This window comes from Alishewanella sp. BS5-314 (genome assembly GCF_025377695.1).
Classification (GTDB): domain Bacteria; phylum Pseudomonadota; class Gammaproteobacteria; order Enterobacterales; family Alteromonadaceae; genus Alishewanella; species Alishewanella aestuarii.
The window spans coordinates 2,464,884-2,486,114 of the sequence record NZ_JACEHJ010000002.1; the positions used below are offsets into that span (position 1 = coordinate 2,464,884).

Sequence of the window (21,231 nt, forward strand, 5' to 3'; positions counted from 1 at the left end):
TCTGTACTGGCTCAACGTTAATCGTTTCGAAATACTGCGTTAGCCAATCAGCGCCATACTGTCGGAGCTCTGGCCACGGATGATTTAGCGCTTCATGCCACAATTGACTTAAATGCTTATGTTGTAAATGAAGCCTTGCCTCTCCGGTAAAGGCATCAGCAGACAAAAACTATGCGAGACTGAAAAGTGATTTCAGCCTCGCAATTCGCAACCTACTAACGAATCGAGCATCGCATAGTTATAGTGCATCTGCCTGTAACATCACAACTCATACTTTGAGTGCATGTTTTCTGTTGCGTTTGATTACTAAACCAATCTCTTAACCATCTATCCAGTTCTGTATTAAACTTAGGACCATAATTGTGTTCCAATTGAACACTTGAGAAACTATCTGAAACAGAAACATAACCATCTAGCGCCGCACAAACATCTCCGGTGATAACGCAGACGTTATGACCACCACTGGTACTAACTGTCATCATAAATTTCATAGAGGCTTGTTGTTGCGCAACAACCTGCTGTCTCAACTCAGCTTCATTGTTACTTGTTCGCACGGCTCTGTCATATAGGTTCAAGGCCGAGTCTGCGATGGGGATATTTTCTTCAATTGGCCTCCGTGTCCCTCTACGACCACTTAACTCTTCAACTTGGAAACTGTCGTTAGAGTTAAACTTTGACTGGGGCTCTGACAGAATATCCATACATTGGGACCCGTCACAACAAACTTCATATAGAGGATCACAATATCTTATAGTGTAGAATCTATTGTTCAGGTAAGCATCACGGAATGCCCATAGCACGGTGTTAACGGTGGACTCAATATTCGAACCACAGCCGCCCAGACAATTTACTTTGAAATCTAGGTCAGCCTGCACAGGTACGCCACTACTATTGTATATACGATGCACCGTCAACTCTTGCTGTACACCATTTTGATCGCGGAAATAAACGTTTATAGGATGATATCTATAACTGCCACACAAACCTTGATTGAAGTTTAAGTAGTTAAGGCACTGATTAGCCATCACAGGAGCAGCAAATAGGGCGGTCAATAAAATCAGAATTCCGAACACGCGCTTCATACTGCACCTCCTTGGCTAGGGCTAATATGAGTATCTACTGAGTCTCGATTTTCTATTTTCATAACATTCTCCATCTGTTATTCCGACTATAGAAAGCCATCAAAAATGTAGACAAAAAATTCACATTTGCAACAAAAGTAGCGACAGTTAACTTGGTGACCGAATGTTGGGAGTTTAGCAGATACCGGCGATGCTTTATCTAATCAAATACCATCACCATCGATATGCAAACCACATTCGCGGCCAAAGCCGTTAAAGCGGGTATCTTCTTCACTCATGCCCGGTTCAAATTTTGCGGTGGAATGGGTATCGCCGACCGATAAATAGCCCTGCTCCCACAGCGGATGGTAAGGCAGGTTATGCTGTTTTAAGTAGTAAAAGACGTCCTTATTGCTCCAGTCGATAATAGGCTGCACCTTAACCACACCCCGGCTGATTTCCACTATGGCTTTATCGGCACGGGTGCTGCTCTGGCTGCGGCGCAAGCCGGTAAACCAGGTGCCCACATTGAGCTCGCGTAGCGCTCGCTGCATGGGCTCGACTTTATTAAGCTGATTGTATTGCTTGATACCCTCAGCGCTTAACCAGAGCTGGCCATAGCGGGCTTCCTGCCACTGTGGGCTCAGTGCAGCGCGATAAACCTGCAAATTCAGTCCCAGTCGCTCAGTCAGCTGGTCAATAAACTGATAGGTTTCCGGAAATAAATAGCCGGTGTCAGTCAGCACCACCGGAATATCCGTTTTTTGCACACTGACCAGATGCAGCATCACCGCGGCCTGAATGCCAAAACTGGAGCTGAGCATCGGTTGCTGCGGTAAATGTCGCAGCGCCCAGGCCACCCGCTCAGCCGCCGACAGAGGCGCCAGCAGCGAGTTAATTTCCGCCAGCCAGACTTGCTGCACTGCGGTGCTCTGCTGCAGGATCTGCCGGTAATCATTCAGTACTTGCCCCATGCTGCTTACTCCGGCTCAGGCGTGAAAATCGGTTTTAGACACTTTGACCTCTGCGACCACACCGCTGCGGATCACAAAATCACCAAAGTCTTCGCTGGCCTGCCGTTCGGTGGCCCAACGCCCGATAAGCTGGTCAAGCTGAGCTAAAATCTCTGCTTCTGCAACGTTATCTAAAAACAGTTTCGGGATCCGGGTACCGACTTTGTTACCACCCAGATAGACATTGTATTTACCCGGCGCCCGCCCCACTAAGCCGACCTCGGCCAGCATGGCGCGGCCACAGCCATTCGGACAGCCGGTGACCCGCAGCACGATATGATCATCAGCAACACCGTTTTTGCTAAGCAAGCCTTCAACTTTCGTCACCAGTTCAGGCAGGTAACGCTCCGCTTCCGCCATCGCCAGTGGGCAGGTCGGGAACGACACACAGGCCATCGAGTTTTTACGCTGCTCACTGTGGTTGTCATCCAGCAAACCGTATTGACGCGCAAGTTGTTCGATTTGCGCTTTTTGCTCGAGCGGCACGCCGGCAATAATCAGGTTCTGGTTTGCCGTCATCCGCAAATCGCCCTGATGGATCTTCGCGATTTCCGCTAAGCCGGTTTTTAATGGTTTGCCCGGGAAATCCAGCACCCGGCCATTTTCGATAAACAGCGTCAGGTGATGCTTGCCATCAATGCCCTCGACCCAGCCAAAGCGATCGCCGCGGCTGGTAAACGCATAAGGGCGTACCGGTTCAAAAGCGACACCGACGCGCTTTTCCACTTCGCTACGGAAATTGTCGACGCCGATGCGATCGATGGTGTACTTGGTTTTGGCGTTTTTACGATTCACCCGATCACCATAATCGCGCTGCACGGTGACCACATGCTCGGCCACTTGCAGTACATGCTCCAGGCTAATAAAGCCCAGCTCTTCCGCCCGGCGCGGATAAGTCGAGGTATCGCCAAAGGTCATCGCCAGGCCGCCACCAACCAGTACATTAAAGCCGATCAGTTTGCCGTGCTCGGCAATGGCGACAAAGTTCAGATCGTTGGCATGCACATCAACATCATTGTGCGGCGGGATCACCACTGTGGTTTTAAACTTACGTGGCAGGTAGGTATCACCCAGCACCGGCTCGGTCTCGGTGGTTTCAACTTTTTCCTCATCCAGCCAGATCTCGGCATAGGCGCGGGTTTTTGGCAGCAAATGTTCACTGATCTTAATTGCCCACTGATACGCCTGTTGATGTAATTCGCTCTCGACCGGGTTAGAGGTACACAGCACGTTACGGTTAACATCTCCGGCAGTGGCAATCGAATCAATGCCAATGCTGTTTAAGAACTGGTGCATCGGTTTAATATTCGGCTTTAACACGCCATGGAACTGGAAAGTCTGGCGAGTGGTCAGGCGGATACTGCCATATAAGGTGTGCTCGGCCGCGAACTTATCAATGGCCAGCCATTGCGCTGGTGTAATAATGCCGCCGGGCATCCGCGCCCGCAACATCACATTGTGCAGCGGCTCCAGCTTTTGCGCCGCGCGCTCGGCGCGGATATCACGGTCATCCTGCTGATACATACCGTGAAAACGGATCAACATAAAGTTATCGCCGGTAAAGCCACCGGTAATCTCATTCTGCAAGTCGCTGGTGATAGTGCCACGTAAATGGTCGCTTTCGGCCTTTAAGCGCTCGTTGTCCGACAGCTTGCCCGGCGCGACAAATTCAGGATTAACAGGATACTGACTCATTAATACACATCCTTCTGATAGCGCTTGGCTATCCGTAACTGATCTAAATACTGTTGCGCGGCCTTTTCATCTTTACCGCCTCGCTGCTGCACTATGGTCAGCAACGCCTGATGCACGTCTTTCGCCATCCTGGCGCCGTCACCACAGATATACAGGTGTGCGCCCTGCTCTAACCATTGCCAGACCTCAGCGCCATGTTTCAGCAGCTTATGCTGCACATAGACTTTTTCCGCCGTATCGCGGCTAAAAGCAACGTCGAGCCGGGTCAGCAAGCCTTGCTTTAAGTAATTCTGCAGCTCCACCTGATACAGGAAATCCTGGGTAAAGTGTGGGTTACCAAAGAATAGCCAGTTTTTACCGCTAGCGGCACGGGCATCCCGCTCCTGTAAAAAGGCGCGGAAAGGCGCAATGCCGGTACCTGGGCCAATCATTATCACCGGGGTGTCATCATTTTCTGGCAAGCGGAAGTTGTTATTGGTTTCAACAAACACCTTAATACTGCCACCCTCTGCTAACCGCTCGGCTAAAAAGCCGGAAGCGCCACCCAGATGCGGTTTGCCATAGGCCTCATAACGTACTACACCCACCGTTAAATGCACCTCGTCTTCCACTTCGGCCTGCGAGGACGCAATAGAATATAAACGAGGCTGCTGCTTACGTAGCGCATCCACCAGTTGCTGCGCGCTAATCAGCGCCGGATGTTCACGCACGATATCAATAATTTGCCGTTCACTCAGGTAGCTGCGTAGCGCGGTTTTATCAGCAACTAAAGCTTGTAACGCGGCGCTGCCGCTGGCTTTGGCATATTTATCGACGAAGGCGGGATAGGACTGGGTCAGCTCCAACTGTTCAGTCAGGGCATCACTAATAGTCAGTCGCTCTGTGCCCAGTAACACCGGGGTATTAGCAGCAATACCAGTGAGTAGTAAGAGTTCTTTTACCAGCTGTGGGTCGTTACTGAAATAGACCCCCAGGGCATCACCCGGCTGATAACGCAGCCCGGAGCCCGCCAGCGAAATCTCAATATGCCGCACATCTTTGCTGGAATCACGGCCGGTGATCTTCTGATTGGTATACAGCTCAGCGCTAAACGGTTGTTGTTTGCTGTAACTGCTCTGTGCCGCCGCCGTTTGGCTGGCCCCCGGCCAGCTAATCACATCAGCCGTTGCCGCCGGCGCCTGCGCGAACTCCGGCTCTAAGGTAGTGATGAGCTGCTGCTGCCAGTTCGCGGCGGCAATGCTGTAATCAACATCCAGATCCGCCCGGGCAATAATGGCTTTGCCGCCTAATTCGGCGAGACGCTGATCAAAATCCTGTGCGGTTTTACAGAAAAATTCATAGCTGGTATCGCCCAAGCCCAATACCGCATAACGCAGCTCTGGCAGCTGTGGCGCTTTTTTACTAAACAGGAAGTTATAAAAGCTGATGGCATTTTCCGGCGGCTCTCCCTCACCATAGGTCGAGGTGACAATCACTAAAAAGCGCTCATTTTTCAGATTAGCCGCCTTATATTCGGCCAGATCCTGCACCTTAACCGTAAAGCCTTTGCCGCTGGCGGCCTTGCCCAGATCTTCCGCAACATGCTTGGCATTGCCTGTTTGTGAACCATATAGCACTGTTAGGGTAGCGGCAGGTGCCGCTACCGCGGAGGGAGCAACTGCCACACTCTGACCGGCCAATTGGGCACTGGCCGCCAGATAGCCACTAACCCAGGCTTGCTGGATCGGATTAAGCTGGCTTACCAGCCCCTGTAATTGTTTTACCTGCTGTTCAGACAGCGGGCTGGCCTGAGCGACCAGTGACGATAACAGCATAACAAACCCTGCTTAAGTTAATTATTGGCATTTTAGCCATCCAGATGCTAGCGGGTAAAAGAATGGATCTCTCTTGGTTATTCCAGAAAGTAATTAAAAACTCAGGCTGCCTGAATAAGTTCTTTCTAAAGACAGCGACAACTACTTAGCCAAACTCACTACTTTTTAGCCAATCCAACAATAAACCTTCTCAACCCGTCACTGACATGACAATTTTATTGTTTAAAATCAGTGTGTTAATAGTTGGCATTCACTTTGCTCTACTTACAGGGTCAAATCAGCAAGAAGGATAAAATAATGAAAGCCTTAGTATTAACCGCCACTGTCGTCCTCGCTAACCCGGTTGTCGCAGAGCAAAGCTGCCAGTTTCAACTTGAGCACGATTTAGTTATTTCACCTACGCAGGTGATATTACAACAACAGCAACAGCCGCTGTGGACCATCGACCAACAAGGTCGGCTGTGGTTAGCCGGTAAAGAGCAAAGCACCGATGCCGAGAGCCGCGCTTTACTGCAACAATATCAGGCTGGTGTGCGCGAGCAGGCAATCAACACCGTCGAACTGGTGCAAGCAGGCTTACAACTGGCAGGTACCGCTGTCGAACAAGTGTTAACCGAACTGACCGGTAAATCGCTGGCACAGCATCCACAGATGCGTGATGTGCTTGCGAAAATCCAAAAAAGCACTGACGAGATTATTGTACGGCGCGGCGAGCAACTGGAAGTGCGTGGCAGCGCCCTGTCAAAACTCGATCAAGCCTTTGGTCCGGAATTTGATGCCGCGATAGAAAGCCTGGTCGAAGAAAGCATGGGCAATATTATGCTGCAAATTGGCAAAGCGATGGTCAGCGGCCAGGGCACGTTCGAGCAGCGGATGGAAGCCTTTGGCCAGCGCATGGAGAAGTTTGGCGAACAGTTAGAGCAAAATATGCAGGCCAAAGCCAGTGTGCTGGAGCAGCGCGGTGAAGCCATGTGCCAGCAAGTGCAGCAGTTGGATCAACTGGAAAGCCAAATCCAGCAACGTCTGCCGGCCATGGCTGCCTACGACTTATTTAATAATGTAAAAACCGCTAAAAACTAAGCAACGAGTTCAATTTCCTAACCACGGCTTGGCGTACTGCTTCGCATGACAGTACGCCCTTTTTTATGCCCGCAACTGGCAGTTTTCAATAAAGCGCGTTAGCCTATCATTACTCTTTTCCCGGCTAAGGTAGCAATAAAGATGAGCATCCAACATATTGATCCTACAGTCCGTTATTCAGAAGCCGTTATTACCAATGGCCTGATCTTTTGCGCTGGCATGGTGCCGGATACCACGGCAACCGATATTAAAAGCCAAACCGAAAATGTGCTGTCTCAGATTGACGCCCTGCTGGAGCGTTGCTTTAGTCATAAACGCAAGCTGGTCGACGTCACGATTTTTCTGGCTGATATGGCCGATTATGCCGCGATGAACCAGGTATGGGATGCCTGGTTGGTTGAAGGCGCAGCACCGGCACGCACTACCGTAGCAGCTAAACTGGCCGATCCGCATTGGAAGGTCGAAATCAAAGTGGTCGCAGCGCAGTAAGAACTAGTCGAAAAAACACTACTTTGCCGGACATTATCAGTATGATAACTACATAAACGTAGTTGGCAGCGCGAATTGCTGCCTTGCAGAAACTTATCGATAACTGGACGTTCAGATGTTATTACTGAAAAAATTACGTTGGCCCCTGGCTATCGTAGTCATAGCGCTCTTGGCTTACTATGGTCTGAAACCTTACTGGTTAACGCAGCTAACCCAGCAGGAAAGCGCCAGAATTACTGCGCTAAAACAACAGGCCGTGCCGGCAGCACCACAGCAACGTCTTGATGCGGAGCGGATGATGGCCGACCTTAGCTGGCTGGCCGCGGCAGAGCGGCAAGGGCGCGCCCCGGGTACGCCGGGCGGCATCGCTGCCAGATTATGGATTGCCGAACAATTTGCCGCTATCGGTTTAACCCCCGCCGGCAGCGAGGGTTACCTGCACCCCTATAGCGTAACGGAACATTTTTCATTTAATCGCTGGCTTCGACGCAAAAATGCCGTTATTCCTGGAGTGGAAGATGCAGCCAATGTGCTCGGGTTATTGCCGGGTACTGAGCCGGGTTTAAAGCCACTGATTATTACCGCTCATTATGATCACCTCGGCATGCACGGCGATACCATCTTCTATGGCGCCGACGATAATGCCTCTGGCGTCGCCGCCATGTTAGAACTGGCACGTTACCTTACCAAGCATCCGCTGCGTCATCCGGTGCTGTTTGCCGCACTGGATAGCGAAGAAAAAGGCTTGCAGGGTGCGGTAGCACTGTTTCGTACCGGCCTGCTCAGTGCCGACCAGCTTAGGTTTAATATCAATATTGATATGTTAAGCCGCGATACCGAACAGCAGCTGTTTGCCGTTGGCAGTTATCATCACCCCTGGTTACTGCCATTACTGGAACAGCTGCAACAACAGAGTGCTGTTAAGTTAATCGCCGCCCACGATCGCCCCTGGTACAAAGCCGGCCGCAGTCAGGACTGGACGCTCAGCTCTGATCACGGCGTCTTTCATCAGCAGGGCGTCCCCTTTATCTACTTTGGCGTGGCCGATCATGCCGATTACCACACGCCAAGAGACACGGCAGATAAAGTCGATGTCGCGTTTTATCATCAGGTGGTGGAAACCGTGCTGAGCTTTTTACAACAGCTTGACCTGGCTCTGGCGAAGACTAAGCTCTAGAACGAGTCCGGCGCAGATTGTTACACCTTTTTACAATTCGTTGTAAATTAACAGTTAGCAAGCTGTCATTTTGGCGCTACACTGCGGCGGTGAGCCTAAAGCTAGTAACAGGAGGTTTAAATGAGTACAGCCATGATTTGGATTATTATCGGTGTGGCATTAATTCTTAGCGAATTACTGGCCACCAGTATTGTCGCAGTGTTTCTGGGCTTAGCCGCCATTGTCGTCGGCGTGTTACTGCAGCTCGGCTGGATTGAATCGGCCAGTACTCAGTACACCGTCTTTGGTATTGTCAGTCTGGTACTGCTATTTACCGCCCGAGGCCGTTTTAAACGCTGGTTTGTTGGTTTCACCGCCGACAAAGGCGAACATCCATCGCGTTTTACTGAAGACATCGGCGACACAGCCACAGTTTTAGCAGACTTTCAGCACGGCCGCGGCCGGGTAGTGTTGAACGGTGTACAGTGGGATGCGCAATCCAGTGACGAGTTAAAAGCCGGCGATCTGGCGCGTGTTGTTGCGAATGAGGGTATTCATCTCACTGTTGTCAAAGTTAACTAACGAAAAAGGAGTCTTAACTTATGGAACAATTAGATATTCAAACCATTCTTACCTTTGGCTTTGCGCTGGCGGTCGTGATCACCATTTTCAAATCAGCCCGGGTTGTACCGCAACGAAGTAATTATGTGATTGAGCGTTTGGGTAAATACTCACGCACGCTTGATTCAGGTTTTCACATTCTGATCCCCTTTGTCGATAAAGTTGCTTATATCCAAACTTTGAAAGAAGAAGTGATCGACGTTAAACGCCAAACCTGTGTTACCCGTGACAACATCCAGGTCGGTATTGATGGCATTTTGTATCTGCAAGTTATCGATCCGATGAAGGCCAGTTACGGCATCAACGATTATCGCTATGCCGCGGCACAATTGGCACAAACGACTATGCGTTCGGTGATTGGTCAGACCGATCTGGATAAAACCTTTGAAGAGCGTGCAAAAATCAATGAAGAAGTAGTACGGGCATTGGACGAAGCAGCAGGTCCTTGGGGCGTTAAAGTGTTACGTTATGAAATTGCCGATATCGAGCTGCCAATTAGCATTAAAGATGCACTGGAACAACAAATGCGCGCCGAGCGGGAACGGCGGGCAGCCATTGCCAAGTCCGAGGGTGAACGTCAGGCGATGATTAACGTGTCTGAAGGTCAGAAGCAGGAAGTGATTAACCTGTCGGAAGCTGACAAGCAGCGCCAAATTAACGAAGCCGAAGGTCGGGCGCGTGAAATTGAGCTGATTGCCATCGCTACCGCTGAGGGTCTGCGCAAAATCGCCGAGTCCATTAACCAGCCTGGTGGTCAGGAAGCCGTTAGCTTGCGGGTTGCCGAGCAATATGTAAAAGAGTTCGGTAATCTGGCCAAGGCCAATAATACGATGATAGTGCCGGCCGAGCTGGCGAATATCGGTGGTGCGGTTGCGGGTTTAACTGAAATTCTGAAATCCGTAAAAAAATAAATGCTTAATTGCGCCGGCCAACACCGGCGCAGCTTTTAGGGTTGCATTACTGCTGATCTGAGCTTGGCAGCTCGTTCTGGCGGAAATCCTGAGTTTTTTCAGCCAGTAAGGCTGCCAGTTGCTGCTCCATCGCCTCAACTTTCTCCCGGGTCCGCAGTAGTACCTGACGCTGTACGTCAAATTCTTCCCGACTAACAAAGTCCAGATCGGCCAGCTTCGCTTGCAGTACCTGCTTAACCTTGCTTTCCAACTCATCGGCAAACTGCTTTAGCTGCGGTGGGATCACAGCACCGATTTGGCGGGCGATCTCTTCAATTTTTTTCGGATCCAGCATCATCTTCTCCGGTGTTTTCGATTGCTCTGCTCTATTCTACGGCCTAAATGGCAGAACGCGAATGAAATTTCTGCCGTCAGGCCTTACAATGCCAGCCCAGAACAAAAGGCAGGTCAGATGAAGTTAAATCCACAGCAAGACGCAGCGGTTAAATTTATTGGCGGCCCCTGTCTGGTGCTGGCAGGTGCCGGCAGTGGCAAAACCCGGGTTATTATCAATAAAATCGCCTACTTAATTCAGGAATGCGAGTTGCCGGCGCGGCATATCGCGGCGGTGACCTTTACCAATAAAGCAGCGCGTGAAATGCGGGAGCGGATTAACGCCCAGTTACCCAAAAGCGCCACCCGTGGCCTGACCATCTCGACCTTCCATACGCTGGGACTGGAAATTCTGAAAAAAGAATTTCGCCAGCTTGGTTACAAAGCTAACTTCAGTTTGTTTGACGATCAGGACAGCTTTGCGCTGTTAAAGGAACTGACCGATGGCGAGTATAACGGTGATAAAGAACTGATCCGTAAGCTGCAAAACCGGATCAGCAGCTGGAAAAATGACCTGACGCTACCTGAGCTGGCACTGCAACAAACACAGGATGCGGAAACGATCAGCCTGGCGAATTACTATCTGCAGTACAGCAAGATGCTAAAAGCGTGTAATGCCTTTGATTTTGACGATCTTATTCTGCTGCCAACCCTGTTATTTCAACATCAGACCGAAACCCGCGAACGCTGGCAGCAGAAAATCCGCTATCTGCTGGTCGACGAATATCAGGATACCAACACCAGCCAGTATGAACTGGTGAAATGGCTGGTCGGCGAGCGGCGCCGCTTTACCGTGGTTGGCGACGATGACCAGTCAATCTATTCCTGGCGTGGTGCCCGGCCGCAAAATCTGGTGCTGCTGAAAAAAGACTTTCCCGAACTGCAGGTGATCAAGCTGGAGCAGAACTATCGTTCAGCGGAGCGGATCTTAAAAGCGGCGAATATTCTGATCGCCAATAACCCGCATGAGTTTGAGAAAAAGCTGTTTAGCGTCAACGGCTATGGTGTGCCGCTAAAAGTCTTGCCGTGCAAACACGAAGAAGACGAAGCCGACAAGGTAGTAGCCGAAATTATCTCGCACCGCTTTAGTAATCGCAGCCAGTACCGGGATTATGCCATTCTGTACCGCGGCAACCATCAGGCGCGGGTATTTGAAAAAGCACTGATGACTAACCGTATTCCGTATCGTATTTCCGGCGGCACCTCCTTTTTTGCCCGCAGCGAAATCAAGGATGTGATGGCCTATTTGCGCTTGCTGGTGAATCAGGATGACGATAACGCGCTATTGCGGATTATTAATGTGCCGCGGCGGGAAATCGGCCATGCTACCTTAGAAAAAATTGGCAATCTGGCTAATCAACTGCATATCAGCCTGTTCGCCGCCTGCTGCCACCCGGAATTAGCGCATATTTTACCGGCGCGCAGTTTGCAGGCAGTACAGCAATTTGCTGACTGGATCAATCAGCTGGCAGATAATGCCCAGCGTGCTGAGGCCAGCGAAGCCATACGTGACCTGATCCGGCAAAGCCATTATGAAGCCTGGCTGTTTGAAACCAGTAACAGCCCGAAAGCAGCGGAAATGGCGCTGAAAAATGTCAACGAGCTGTACCGTTGGATTGTCGAAATGCTGGAAGGCAAAGATGACGAGCCAGCCATGACGATCAATGAAGTGGTCAGTAAACTCTGTCTGCGCGATATGTTAGAACGGCAGGAACAGGAGGATCAGGCCGATCAGGTGCAATTATTAACCCTGCATGCTTCAAAAGGTCTGGAGTTTCCGTACGTGTTTATGGTTGGGATGGAAGAGGGTATTTTGCCGCACCAAACCAGTATTGACGAAGACAATGTCGAGGAAGAGCGCCGGCTGGCCTATGTCGGCATTACCCGGGCTCAGCGCGAACTGATCTTTACCTATGCCCGCGAACGCCGGCAATTTGGTGAAACCATCAGACCTGAACCCAGCCGTTTTTTGCAGGAATTACCGCAGGATGACTTGGAGTGGCAAAAGCCGGACCAGCCGAAAACGGCCGAACAGCGCCAGCAAACTGCCGCGGCGAATATTGCGCGCTTACGGCAATTGTTGAATAAAGGATAAACAACACCCGGTGAGGCGATGCTTAGTTACTGAGCGCCTTTAACATCTGATCGCGCATCTCAGGCTGGAATACCGCATAGCGTCCACGCCCCAGCGCTTTAGCATGGTACATCGCGGCATCGGCATCGCGCAGCAGCGCATCGGCATGATGATATTCCATGGTCAGCGGGGCGATACCGATACTGACCCCAGACTGGGTCTTATGCCCGTCCAACTGATAAGGCTGGCGGAATTTATCGATAATCCGCTGCGCCACCTCTTCGGCATCCTGAAAGCTTTGTAAATTCAGCAGCATTACCACGAACTCATCACCACCAAAACGCGCCGCCACATCATGTTCACGGATGGCACTGAGCAACCGCTTGCTACTCTCAATTAAAAAGGCATCACCAATATGATGGCCCAGGGTGTCATTAATCAACTTAAAGCGATCCAGATCGAGAAACAGCAACGCCATACCCGGTTGGCTCTGGCGTTTGATCAGCGCAAACTGCTGCTTGAGCTGCTGCAGAAACATTTGCCGGTTGGCGAGGCCGGTTAACACGTCATGATTGGCATCATAAAACAGCTTCTGCTCGGCCTTTTTGCGCTCTTCTACCTGTAAACGTAAAAATAAATTGGTTTGCCGTAATTCCCGCGTACTTTCAAATACTTTTCGCTCCAGCTCTTCCTGATGTTGCCGCTGACGTTCCGAGGCTAATTTACGCTGAATGGCAACGGCAATATGTTGTGAAACAAAACGCAGGATAGTCAATTCCTGCTCGGTATACTGATAGCCGGTTTCATAAGATTGCACTGCGATCACGCCCAGTACCCGCTGATCAACTTTTAATGGTGCGCCCAGCCAGCTGCTCGAAATGCGATGCGGCTGGTTTAAACTACCAATACCCCGGCGGATCTCGCCTCGCTCCACCAGCTGCGCCGCTTCTTCGCTGTTAATCAAGCGCGCTTCGGCACAACGGATCACATACTCAGTAAAACCTTTACCCAGAGGTCGATCATTGGCGGCAGGACTATATTGATCCAGATAAAATGGGAAAGTCAGTTTAGTACCTTCCTGGTCCAGCAGGGCAATATAACAATTATCTGCTGCCATTAAGCCACAGAGTACCTTGTGCATGGCGCGGTAAAAGGTTTGCATATCCTGGCTACTGGCTGTTAACTCAGAAATTTCATACAGCGCGGCTTGCAGCTTTTCGGCATGGATCCGCTCTTTGATTTCTTTTTGCAGCGACTCGTTAGTTTGCCGCAGCTGCAAGGTGCGTTGCCGCACTGTCGTTTCCAGCAATTCGCGGCTTTTTACCCGATCCAGTGCGATAACGGTATTACTGCCAATGCTATTAAACAGTTTCAGATCATGTTCGTTATAGCGGTACGCCGGATCATAGGACTGAATCGCCATCACACCGATAACTTTGTCTTCGCGCAATAACGGGATCCCCATCCAATGCGCGGATGGTGAGCCTTGCGACTGGATTTCACCACTGCTGACTAACGCATCAAACTGCGCCTCATCACAGAGCAAAGGTTGTTGCGTCCGCACAACATAACCGGTTAAGCCGCTGGAGAAAGCACTGGAAGGCACTGACACGATCAGTTGCTGATCTTTTTCGTCAGAAAAATACTGCAGGCTATATTGTGTGGTTTCGCTGTCATACAGCACCACATAAAAGTTTTCCGCATGCAGTAACTCCGACACCATCTTGTGGATCGCCGGATAAAACTCTGCCATATCGCTGATACTGCTCGCCAGTTCCGACAGTTTCAACAAGGCGCCCTGAATGGTATAGGCTTCTTTATAGCGCGCAATTAAAGCCAATAACCGCCGCAGTCGGGTATTGGTTTTATTGAGTTGATGCTGAAGTGTCGATAACTTATTCAAATCCGCCATTCCGTTGCGCAAAAACACTGGTCAGAGCAATAATAACAAAGTGTTATTATGCATAAAGTTTAGACGCATGGAAGAGTGAGTAAAGAAATAAAACTGAATTAGTTTAGCCGGCTTTAAAACAGCCTGAAAACAAAAAGCCGCGCTATTGCGCGGCTTTTCACGGTATAGCGGTATCAGTTAAACACCATCAGTCATAAAACGGATGGCGGCAGCGATCTCATCTTCCGAGCAATTCATACAGGTACCCATTGCTGGCATATTGTTGAAACCTTCAATCGAGTGCTTTAACAACACGTCAAAGCCCTGTGCCATTCGCGGCTTCCAGTCTGCTGAATTTGGTTTAGGCGCATCCAGGGCACCTGTACCGTGACAGGCAAAACAAGCCGCCTGATATACTTGCTCACCGCTACGAGGCCCCGAGGCAACGGCAGCAGTTGCGGCAGCTGCGCCAGCAACATAAACCTGGCCAACTGGGGCAATACGCTTGGCAATGGCATCTTTTTCCTGGTCAGTGCTGGCATTGATACCCAGCGTGGTCAGCAGTAATGCCACTGCAAGTGATAATTTCTTCATAGTGATGATCCCATCCTAAAAGCCATACTGATTTTCTGGCATTATAGCCTGCCTTTGCCGCAGAACGGAAGAGTCCCTGTTCAGCCTTTGCACAACAATAACCCAAGATCAAATCGCGATGCTAATCTGCTAAAAGGCCCGTCAAATCTGCTTTATGCTTTTTTGAGTAGAAGCGCATTTTTTTAGGAGCAAAATTTTTTAAAATTAGCTCTGGGCAAAAGCGTCAGTTGTGATAGTCTGTTCAACCTGCGCGGAGTTGCAGGCTGCTGTCGAGAATGGACTCCGGGCGAAAGCTAAAGCGTTTTCCACATTACGCAATGCTAAAAAAATAAGAATCAGGGCACTTGCAGTTAGGCACCTTTCTTTTATAAGACAAACACTTAGAAGTAAAATGTTCCCCATGCTGTCAATTACAGCGTGGTTATCTCCTATTGTTTTGCACAAAGTTATCCACAGCTTATGCCTTAATAAGTCTCTATCCCGGAAACTTGTTCAGCTAGCCTGATCTGGTCTGCTATGGCATGCTATAGCATCAAGTCCGCGCAGGAACAGCATCATGGTTTATATCCCGACAAATCCGTTAATATTGGTTGACGGTTCTTCTTATTTATTTCGCGCCTATCATGCGCCACCGCATCTGACTAACTCCCGCGGCGAAGCGACCGGTGCCATTTATGGCGTCGTCAATATGCTGAAAAGTTTGCTGAAACAGTATCAGCCAACCCAGATGGCGGTAGTATTCGATGCCAAGGGCCCGACTTTTCGCAACGAAATGTATGCTGAGTACAAAGCGCACCGGCCACCAATGCCAGACGATCTTCGCAGCCAGATTGAGCCGCTGCACAAGATTATTCGCGCTATGGGCCTGCCATTATTATGCATTAGCGGCGTTGAAGCTGACGATGTAATAGGTACCCTGGCCCGCCAGGCCAGTGCCGCTGGCCGCCATACGCTGATTTCAACCGGTGATAAAGATATGGCGCAGCTGGTTGATGAGCATGTCACACTGATCAATACCATGACCAATACGCTGCTCGATCCACCTGCAGTAATAGAAAAATTCGGTATTGGCCCGGAGTTGATTATCGATTATCTGGCGCTGATGGGCGATAAAGTGGATAACATCCCGGGTCTACCAGGGGTGGGGGAGAAAACGGCAGCGGCTCTGCTGCAGGGGCTGGGTTCTATCGCACAGATTTACCAACAGCTGGATCAGGTCGCAGGCCTGAGTTTCCGTGGTGCGAAAACCATGGCCGCTAAGCTGCAGGAATTTGAAGCCCAACTAAAGCTGTCATATGAGCTGGCAACCATTAAGTGTGACGTAGAGCTTCCCTGCACGCTGGACGAATTGCAGATCCAGCCCGCCGACCGGGCACAACTGGCAGAGCTGTACCGGGAGTGCGAATTTAAACGCTGGCTGGCGGAAGTCCTGGCCAACAGTGAGCCGGCGGCGGGAATAGCGAAGACCGAGCAGGCAGACAGTCCAACAACAGAAAGCCCTGAGCAAGTCAGACAAGTGATTGATCGCCAGCAGTATCAGACCATTCTGAGCTCAGCAGATTTGACTGCCTTATTAGCCGAGCTGGAGCAAGCTGAACTGACGGCTTTTGATACCGAAACCACCAGCCTGGATTATATGCAGGCGGAACTGGTCGGGATGTCCTTCGCTACCGCGCCGGGTAAAGCCTGGTACCTGCCGCTGGCACACGACTATCTGGGCGCGCCGGCACAACTGGATCGTAAGGACTGTCTGCAACGCCTAACACCCTGGCTGGAAAATCCAGCCAAAGCCAAGGTAGGCCAAAATCTGAAGTACGACCAAAGTGTGCTGGCACGTTACAATATTGCACTTAAGGGCGTTAAGTTTGACACTATGCTGGAGTCCTATGTGCTGAACTCGGTGGCCGGCCGCCATGATATGGACAGCCTGGCGCTGAAATATCTGGGACATAGCACCATCAGCTTCGAAGATTTAGCCGGCAAGGGTGCCAAACAGCTGACGTTTAACCAGATTGAACTGGAAAAAGCAGCCGAATACGCAGCCGAAGATGCCGATGTCACCTTGCGGCTGCATCAGACATTGTGGCCACAGTTGCAGCAAAGCCCCGGCCTGGTCAAAGTATTCAATGAGATTGAACTGCCGCTGATTGCTATTCTGTCGGATATCGAGCGGCACGGCGTGCTGATCGATAGCCAGTTACTGGCCGAGCAAAGCCAGCAGTTAAGTCAGCGGATTGCCGAACTGGAGCAACTGGCTTATCAACAAGCCGGCAAAGAGTTTAATCTGGCCTCCCCGAAACAGTTACAAGAAATTCTGTTTGAGCAGATGAAGTTGCCGGTACTGAAAAAGACCCCGAGCGGCACGCCCTCTACAGCGGAAGAGGTACTGGCAGAATTAGCACTGGAATATGAATTTCCCAAACTGATCACGGAGCACCGTGGCCTGAGCAAACTGCGTTCCACCTATACCGAAAAACTGCCGAAAATGATTAACCCGGCAACTGGCAGGGTGCATACCTCTTATCATCAGGCAGTCGCCGCTACCGGCCGCCTGAGTTCCACTGAACCCAACCTGCAGAATATTCCGATCCGCACCGAAGAAGGGCGGCGGATCCGCCAGGCTTTTATTGCACCGCCAGGTAAGCTGATTATGGCCATCGATTACTCGCAGATTGAACTGCGGATTATGGCGCATCTGTCGCAGGATAAAGCCCTACTGGACGCCTTTGCCAAAGGCCTGGACGTACACCGGGCAACCGCGGCTGAGGTATTTGGGGTAAGTCTGGATCAAGTTAGCAGTGAGCAGCGGCGCCGTGCCAAGGCCGTGAACTTCGGATTAATTTATGGCATGTCAGCCTTTGGTCTGGCCAAACAACTCGGCATAGGTCGGGGCGAAGCACAGCATTATGTAGATCGCTATTTTGAGCGCTTCCCCGGTGTGCTTGATTATATGGAGCGCACCCGGAAACACGCTCATGAGCAGGGCTATGTCGAGACACTGTTTGGCCGGCGTTTATACCTGCCCGATATAAATACCAAAAATATCGGCCGGCAAAAGGCCGCCGAGCGGGCGGCAATTAATGCGCCGATGCAAGGTACGGCAGCCGATATTATTAAACTGGCGATGATTAAGGTACAGGCTTGGCTGCAGCAACATGCCGCTGACAAAGCAGCGATGATTATGCAGGTACACGATGAATTGGTGTTCGAAGTGACCACCGCCGATGTCAGTTGGTTAGCGACCGAGTTAAAGCAGCTGATGGCCAGTGCCGCTAAGCTGGATGTACCCTTACTGGCCGAAGTGGGTTATGGCGACAACTGGGATGAAGCCCACTAGGGCGTGGTAATTTAATTACATAAAAAGTCTTAAAAATGCACCATTTAGACTTTTATGTAGTTTTATTACAAAAAATTCTTGCAATCGCTCAGAAAATGACTAGAATTTGAGTCGTAGGGTACAGAGGTAAGATATTCTATCTTTCAACCAGGGTGTTGCACCCCGGATTCTGAAAGTAGGCTTTATTTAGCCGCCCCGCTGCTTGCAGCGGGGCGTTTTTTTTATGCCCGTTTTTCTGATCACAAGCCAATGGCGCAGCAGCCAGTTGCAGTTCACGTAACTGAACAACATTTTTTAGAGCAAATACTTTAAACAGCACAAAATTAGTGCTATATTGTGGCCGTCTTAGCGATAAGACACCCTGTTGATTTGATTTTTATATAGCTTCTCCCCGATTGCTATGACCGACCCTGCTGGGTCGGTTTTTTTTTGGGGATCCTGAAGGGTTTACTTAGGGCGCGTCGACGTCTGCTGTCGACTCGTCGCTAAACCAGCCGTTTAATACCTGCTCAAACTCAGGTAAGCCAAGCTTACTCAGCGAACTGAATACCTGCACCTGCACGTCGCCCATAAAAGCCAGTGCGGCTTCGCGCACTTCCAGCAACACCTTTTTTCGGGCGCCGGGCCCCAACTTGTCTGCTTTGGTCAGCAGGATCAGCACCGGTAACTGGCTCTCCACGGCCCAAAAGATCAACTGCTGATCCAGATCTTTCAAAGGGTGGCGAATATCCATCAACACCACCAAACCTTTCAGGCTTTGCCGCTGCTGCAGGTACTCAGATAACGATTTCTGCCATTTTTCTTTTACCGCCAGCGGTACCTTGGCAAAACCATAGCCGGGTAAATCAATTAATCTTTTTTCCGGCGCCAGCGTAAAGGTATTAATTAGCTGGGTCCGGCCAGGCGTTTTACTGGTTCGGGCCAGATTATTTTGCCGGGTCAGGGTATTCAGCGCACTCGACTTACCCGCATTGGAGCGGCCGGCAAAGGCGACTTCGATACCGGTATCGGCTGGCAAGGCCCTGATATCAGGGGCACTGGTCAGAAAACTGACCTGCTGAAAATTGAACTTAGGTTGTGACACAAGCTGCTCCGGCAGTTAAATTAGGGTTATTGTAACGGATCTGGAGGATCGGAAGAAGCTTTTGACTAAAGGATGGGATTTTACTTTGAGCAGTTTCGTGTAAAATAGGCGAAAAAACACCTTAATACTATTCATTATAGCCAGCTCACTGGCGTTTGAATGCGGACTGAGACGGATCAAAAATGAAAAAACTCGTACTACCTCTGACGCTGTTATTCGGTTTAATCGGTGCAGCAAACGCTTTCGATGGTGATGCCGAGGCTGGCAAAGCAAAATCTGCAACCTGTGCCGCCTGTCATGGCCCGGATGGTAACAGTCCGTTAGCCATCTACCCCAAAATTGCCGGCCAGCATGCTGAGTACCTGTATAAGCAACTGACCGACTACAAACTGGGTATGACTTCAGGTGGTAAAGAAGGTCGTTCGAATGCCATCATGTTTGGTATGGTAGCCGCACTGTCTGATCAGGATATGAAAGATCTGGCCGCCTATTTCTCGTCACAGCGCATGACACCGGGTACGACACCGGAAGATGTGATTGAAGCCGGCCAAAAACTATATCGTGGCGGCGATGCCGAGCGCGGTATTGCAGCCTGTATCGCCTGTCACGGTCCGCGTGGTGCCGGTACCAGCCTGGCGGGCTTCCCACGTATCGGTTTCCAGAATGCCGATTACCTGAAAACCACGCTGGAAGAATTCCGCGCCGGTACCCGCGCTAACGATATGAACGGTATGATGCGCGAAGTAGCGAAAAAGCTGACCGATGAAGATATTCGGGTACTGTCGCAATACCTGGGTGGCTTACACTAAGCTGAACAAAGTCTGAATAAAAAACCGGCTGTCAGGCCGGTTTTTTATTTCCGCTGTGCGAGATCTCTCACAGGCACTGTACGATATCAACCTGATTTTCAATTTTCAGGAACTTTTTTGCTATATTTTATACAGTATAAGTTACTGAAAATATTAAAAGCCTAGACTAAAGTCGAATTTTTTTTGTATTTTTTAGCAGCAAAGACTTGCCATCTGCGCAGAACAGAGTAAATTTAAACCGTTCGCTAAAAGCGATACAACAACAGGGACATGCGGTAAAGGAAGCTATCAGCACCCTTGGGTGCGCTGTGTTTTAAGATGCCCGGATGGTGTCAGGCGCTAAGGCGCACAAGGATGATTACGAAAGTTACCAGGAAGGTCGTGAATAAGAAAAGAGCGCGCACGGACAGCAAACAACAATATACGGATAACTGGCAACACGATGTTGGCTGCGCTTCAGGATGATTTGAGCGATTCGAGAGAAGTGTCCACCACTAGGCACAAATAAACAGGGCGATAAGTTATTCTTATCGCCCTTTTGTTTTTTAGGAAAGTTAGATGGAACCATGTCCACTCTGTCTGCACCCGGACAGTAGCCTGTTTAGCCAGGACCCGCAGCGTCAGTACCGGCAATGTCAGCAATGCGCACTTGTTTTTGTCCCCAGCGCCCAGTTGTTAACTGCAGAACAAGAACAACAACATTATCAGTTGCATAATAATGATGTCAGCGATGCCGGCTACCGACAGTTCTTAAGCCGTCTGGCCGGGCCTTTATTGGCCGCTTTACCCGCCGGCCGGCTGCAGGGGCTGGATTTTGGTTGTGGCCCCGGCCCGTTATTAGCCCAGATGCTGCAGGAAGCCGGTCATCAGATGCAGCTGTGGGACCCGTTCTTTGCCAATAACCCTGAGGTGCTGACGCGGCGCTATGACTTTATTAGCTGTAGTGAGGCTATTGAGCACTTTGTCAATCCGGCGCAGGAATGGCAATGCTGGTTAAGGTTACTGCAACCCGGTGGCGTACTGGCCATTATGACCAGCCACTATCCGGCCGTTAGCCAATTTGCCAACTGGCACTATAAACGGGATCCTACCCATATCCGCTTTTTCCACCCGGATACCTTTAACTTTTTAGCCCGTCGCGATCAGTTAAGTCTAAGTTTTCCTGCAAAGGATGTGGTGATCTTACGCAAAGCTGGTTAAAATGTGCGCCCTTTTTTACAGGTATCCAGA

At 50.3% G+C, this 21,231-nt stretch carries 18 protein-coding genes; 9 read left to right on the forward strand and 9 right to left on the reverse strand.

Annotated elements, in window-relative coordinates:
• Positions 1 to 215 precede the first annotated feature (215 nt).
• The 4 genes from H1D31_RS15985 to H1D31_RS16000 form a co-directional block, all read right to left on the reverse strand.
• Positions 216 to 1,082: a hypothetical protein gene (locus H1D31_RS15985; protein WP_261259851.1), complete on the reverse strand. Its 867-nt coding sequence runs from the start codon at positions 1,080 to 1,082 to the stop codon at positions 216 to 218.
• 203 nt (positions 1,083 to 1,285) lie between these two features.
• The gene (locus H1D31_RS15990; protein ID WP_261260103.1) at positions 1,286 to 2,023 is read right to left on the reverse strand and encodes a phosphoadenylyl-sulfate reductase; all 738 of its coding nucleotides are present in this window, start codon (positions 2,021 to 2,023) and stop codon (positions 1,286 to 1,288) included.
• A gap of 27 nt (positions 2,024 to 2,050) precedes the next feature.
• Positions 2,051 to 3,769 carry an assimilatory sulfite reductase (NADPH) hemoprotein subunit gene (gene cysI, locus H1D31_RS15995; RefSeq protein ID WP_261259852.1) on the reverse strand — a complete coding sequence of 573 codons (1,719 nt, stop codon included), beginning with the start codon at positions 3,767 to 3,769 and terminating at the stop codon, positions 2,051 to 2,053.
• Positions 3,769 to 5,583 carry an assimilatory sulfite reductase (NADPH) flavoprotein subunit gene (locus H1D31_RS16000; RefSeq protein WP_261259853.1) on the reverse strand — a complete coding sequence of 605 codons (1,815 nt, stop codon included), beginning with the start codon at positions 5,581 to 5,583 and terminating at the stop codon, positions 3,769 to 3,771. Before H1D31_RS16000 ends, cysI begins: the two co-directional genes overlap by 1 nt.
• 297 nt (positions 5,584 to 5,880) lie before the next feature.
• On the opposite strand from H1D31_RS16000, the gene H1D31_RS16005 reads away from it, so the two are divergent.
• The 5 genes from H1D31_RS16005 (at position 5,881) to H1D31_RS16025 (ending at position 9,840) form a co-directional block, all read left to right on the forward strand.
• Positions 5,881 to 6,663, forward strand: coding sequence for a YggN family protein (locus H1D31_RS16005; RefSeq protein ID WP_261259854.1), 783 nt, complete (start codon positions 5,881 to 5,883; stop codon positions 6,661 to 6,663).
• A 141-nt stretch (positions 6,664 to 6,804) separates the two neighbouring features.
• Positions 6,805 to 7,152 carry a RidA family protein gene (locus H1D31_RS16010; protein WP_065955918.1) on the forward strand — a complete coding sequence of 116 codons (348 nt, stop codon included), beginning with the start codon at positions 6,805 to 6,807 and terminating at the stop codon, positions 7,150 to 7,152.
• 115 nt (positions 7,153 to 7,267) lie between these two features.
• Positions 7,268 to 8,329, forward strand: a complete 1,062-nt coding sequence (locus H1D31_RS16015; protein ID WP_261259855.1) for a M20/M25/M40 family metallo-hydrolase — start codon at positions 7,268 to 7,270, stop codon at positions 8,327 to 8,329.
• A gap of 120 nt (positions 8,330 to 8,449) precedes the next feature.
• Complete coding sequence (locus H1D31_RS16020; RefSeq protein WP_261259856.1) at positions 8,450 to 8,890, forward strand: NfeD family protein; 441 nt, start codon at positions 8,450 to 8,452, stop codon at positions 8,888 to 8,890.
• A 20-nt stretch (positions 8,891 to 8,910) separates the two neighbouring features.
• Complete coding sequence (locus tag H1D31_RS16025; protein WP_065955916.1) at positions 8,911 to 9,840, forward strand: SPFH domain-containing protein; 930 nt, start codon at positions 8,911 to 8,913, stop codon at positions 9,838 to 9,840.
• A 46-nt stretch (positions 9,841 to 9,886) separates the two neighbouring features.
• On the opposite strand, the gene ubiK is transcribed toward H1D31_RS16025, so the two are convergent.
• A complete protein-coding gene (gene ubiK, locus H1D31_RS16030) occupies positions 9,887 to 10,174 on the reverse strand; it encodes a ubiquinone biosynthesis accessory factor UbiK (protein WP_008606378.1) in 288 nt (95 codons plus the stop codon).
• Between the two features lie 117 nt (positions 10,175 to 10,291).
• Between ubiK and rep the strand changes: the two genes are divergently transcribed.
• On the forward strand, positions 10,292 to 12,307 hold the full coding sequence (gene rep / locus H1D31_RS16035) for a DNA helicase Rep (protein ID WP_261259858.1): 2,016 nt from the start codon (positions 10,292 to 10,294) through the stop codon (positions 12,305 to 12,307).
• A 22-nt stretch (positions 12,308 to 12,329) separates the two neighbouring features.
• On the opposite strand, the gene H1D31_RS16040 is transcribed toward rep, so the two are convergent.
• Together H1D31_RS16040 and H1D31_RS16045 are read right to left on the reverse strand one after the other, a co-directional pair.
• On the reverse strand, positions 12,330 to 14,198 hold the full coding sequence (locus H1D31_RS16040) for a diguanylate cyclase domain-containing protein (RefSeq protein WP_261259860.1): 1,869 nt from the start codon (positions 14,196 to 14,198) through the stop codon (positions 12,330 to 12,332).
• A gap of 177 nt (positions 14,199 to 14,375) precedes the next feature.
• Entirely contained in the window at positions 14,376 to 14,771 is a 396-nt protein-coding gene (locus H1D31_RS16045; protein ID WP_008606375.1) for a c-type cytochrome, read from the reverse strand.
• A 556-nt stretch (positions 14,772 to 15,327) separates the two neighbouring features.
• Between H1D31_RS16045 and polA the strand changes: the two genes are divergently transcribed.
• The gene (gene polA / locus H1D31_RS16050) at positions 15,328 to 18,108 is read left to right on the forward strand and encodes a DNA polymerase I (protein WP_261259862.1); all 2,781 of its coding nucleotides are present in this window, start codon (positions 15,328 to 15,330) and stop codon (positions 18,106 to 18,108) included.
• Positions 18,109 to 18,244: 136 nt separating this feature from the next.
• On the opposite strand, the gene H1D31_RS16055 is transcribed toward polA, so the two are convergent.
• Positions 18,245 to 18,427, reverse strand: coding sequence for a hypothetical protein (locus H1D31_RS16055; protein WP_065955911.1), 183 nt, complete (start codon positions 18,425 to 18,427; stop codon positions 18,245 to 18,247).
• 132 nt (positions 18,428 to 18,559) lie between these two features.
• On the reverse strand, positions 18,560 to 19,192 hold the full coding sequence (gene yihA, locus H1D31_RS16060; RefSeq protein WP_065955910.1) for a ribosome biogenesis GTP-binding protein YihA/YsxC: 633 nt from the start codon (positions 19,190 to 19,192) through the stop codon (positions 18,560 to 18,562).
• A 182-nt stretch (positions 19,193 to 19,374) separates the two neighbouring features.
• On the opposite strand from yihA, the gene H1D31_RS16065 reads away from it, so the two are divergent.
• Together H1D31_RS16065 and H1D31_RS16070 are read left to right on the forward strand one after the other, a co-directional pair.
• Positions 19,375 to 20,001, forward strand: a complete 627-nt coding sequence (locus H1D31_RS16065; protein ID WP_008606369.1) for a c-type cytochrome — start codon at positions 19,375 to 19,377, stop codon at positions 19,999 to 20,001.
• Positions 20,002 to 20,559: 558 nt separating this feature from the next.
• A complete protein-coding gene (locus H1D31_RS16070) occupies positions 20,560 to 21,201 on the forward strand; it encodes a class I SAM-dependent methyltransferase (protein ID WP_065955909.1) in 642 nt (213 codons plus the stop codon).
• Positions 21,202 to 21,231 lie beyond the last annotated feature (30 nt).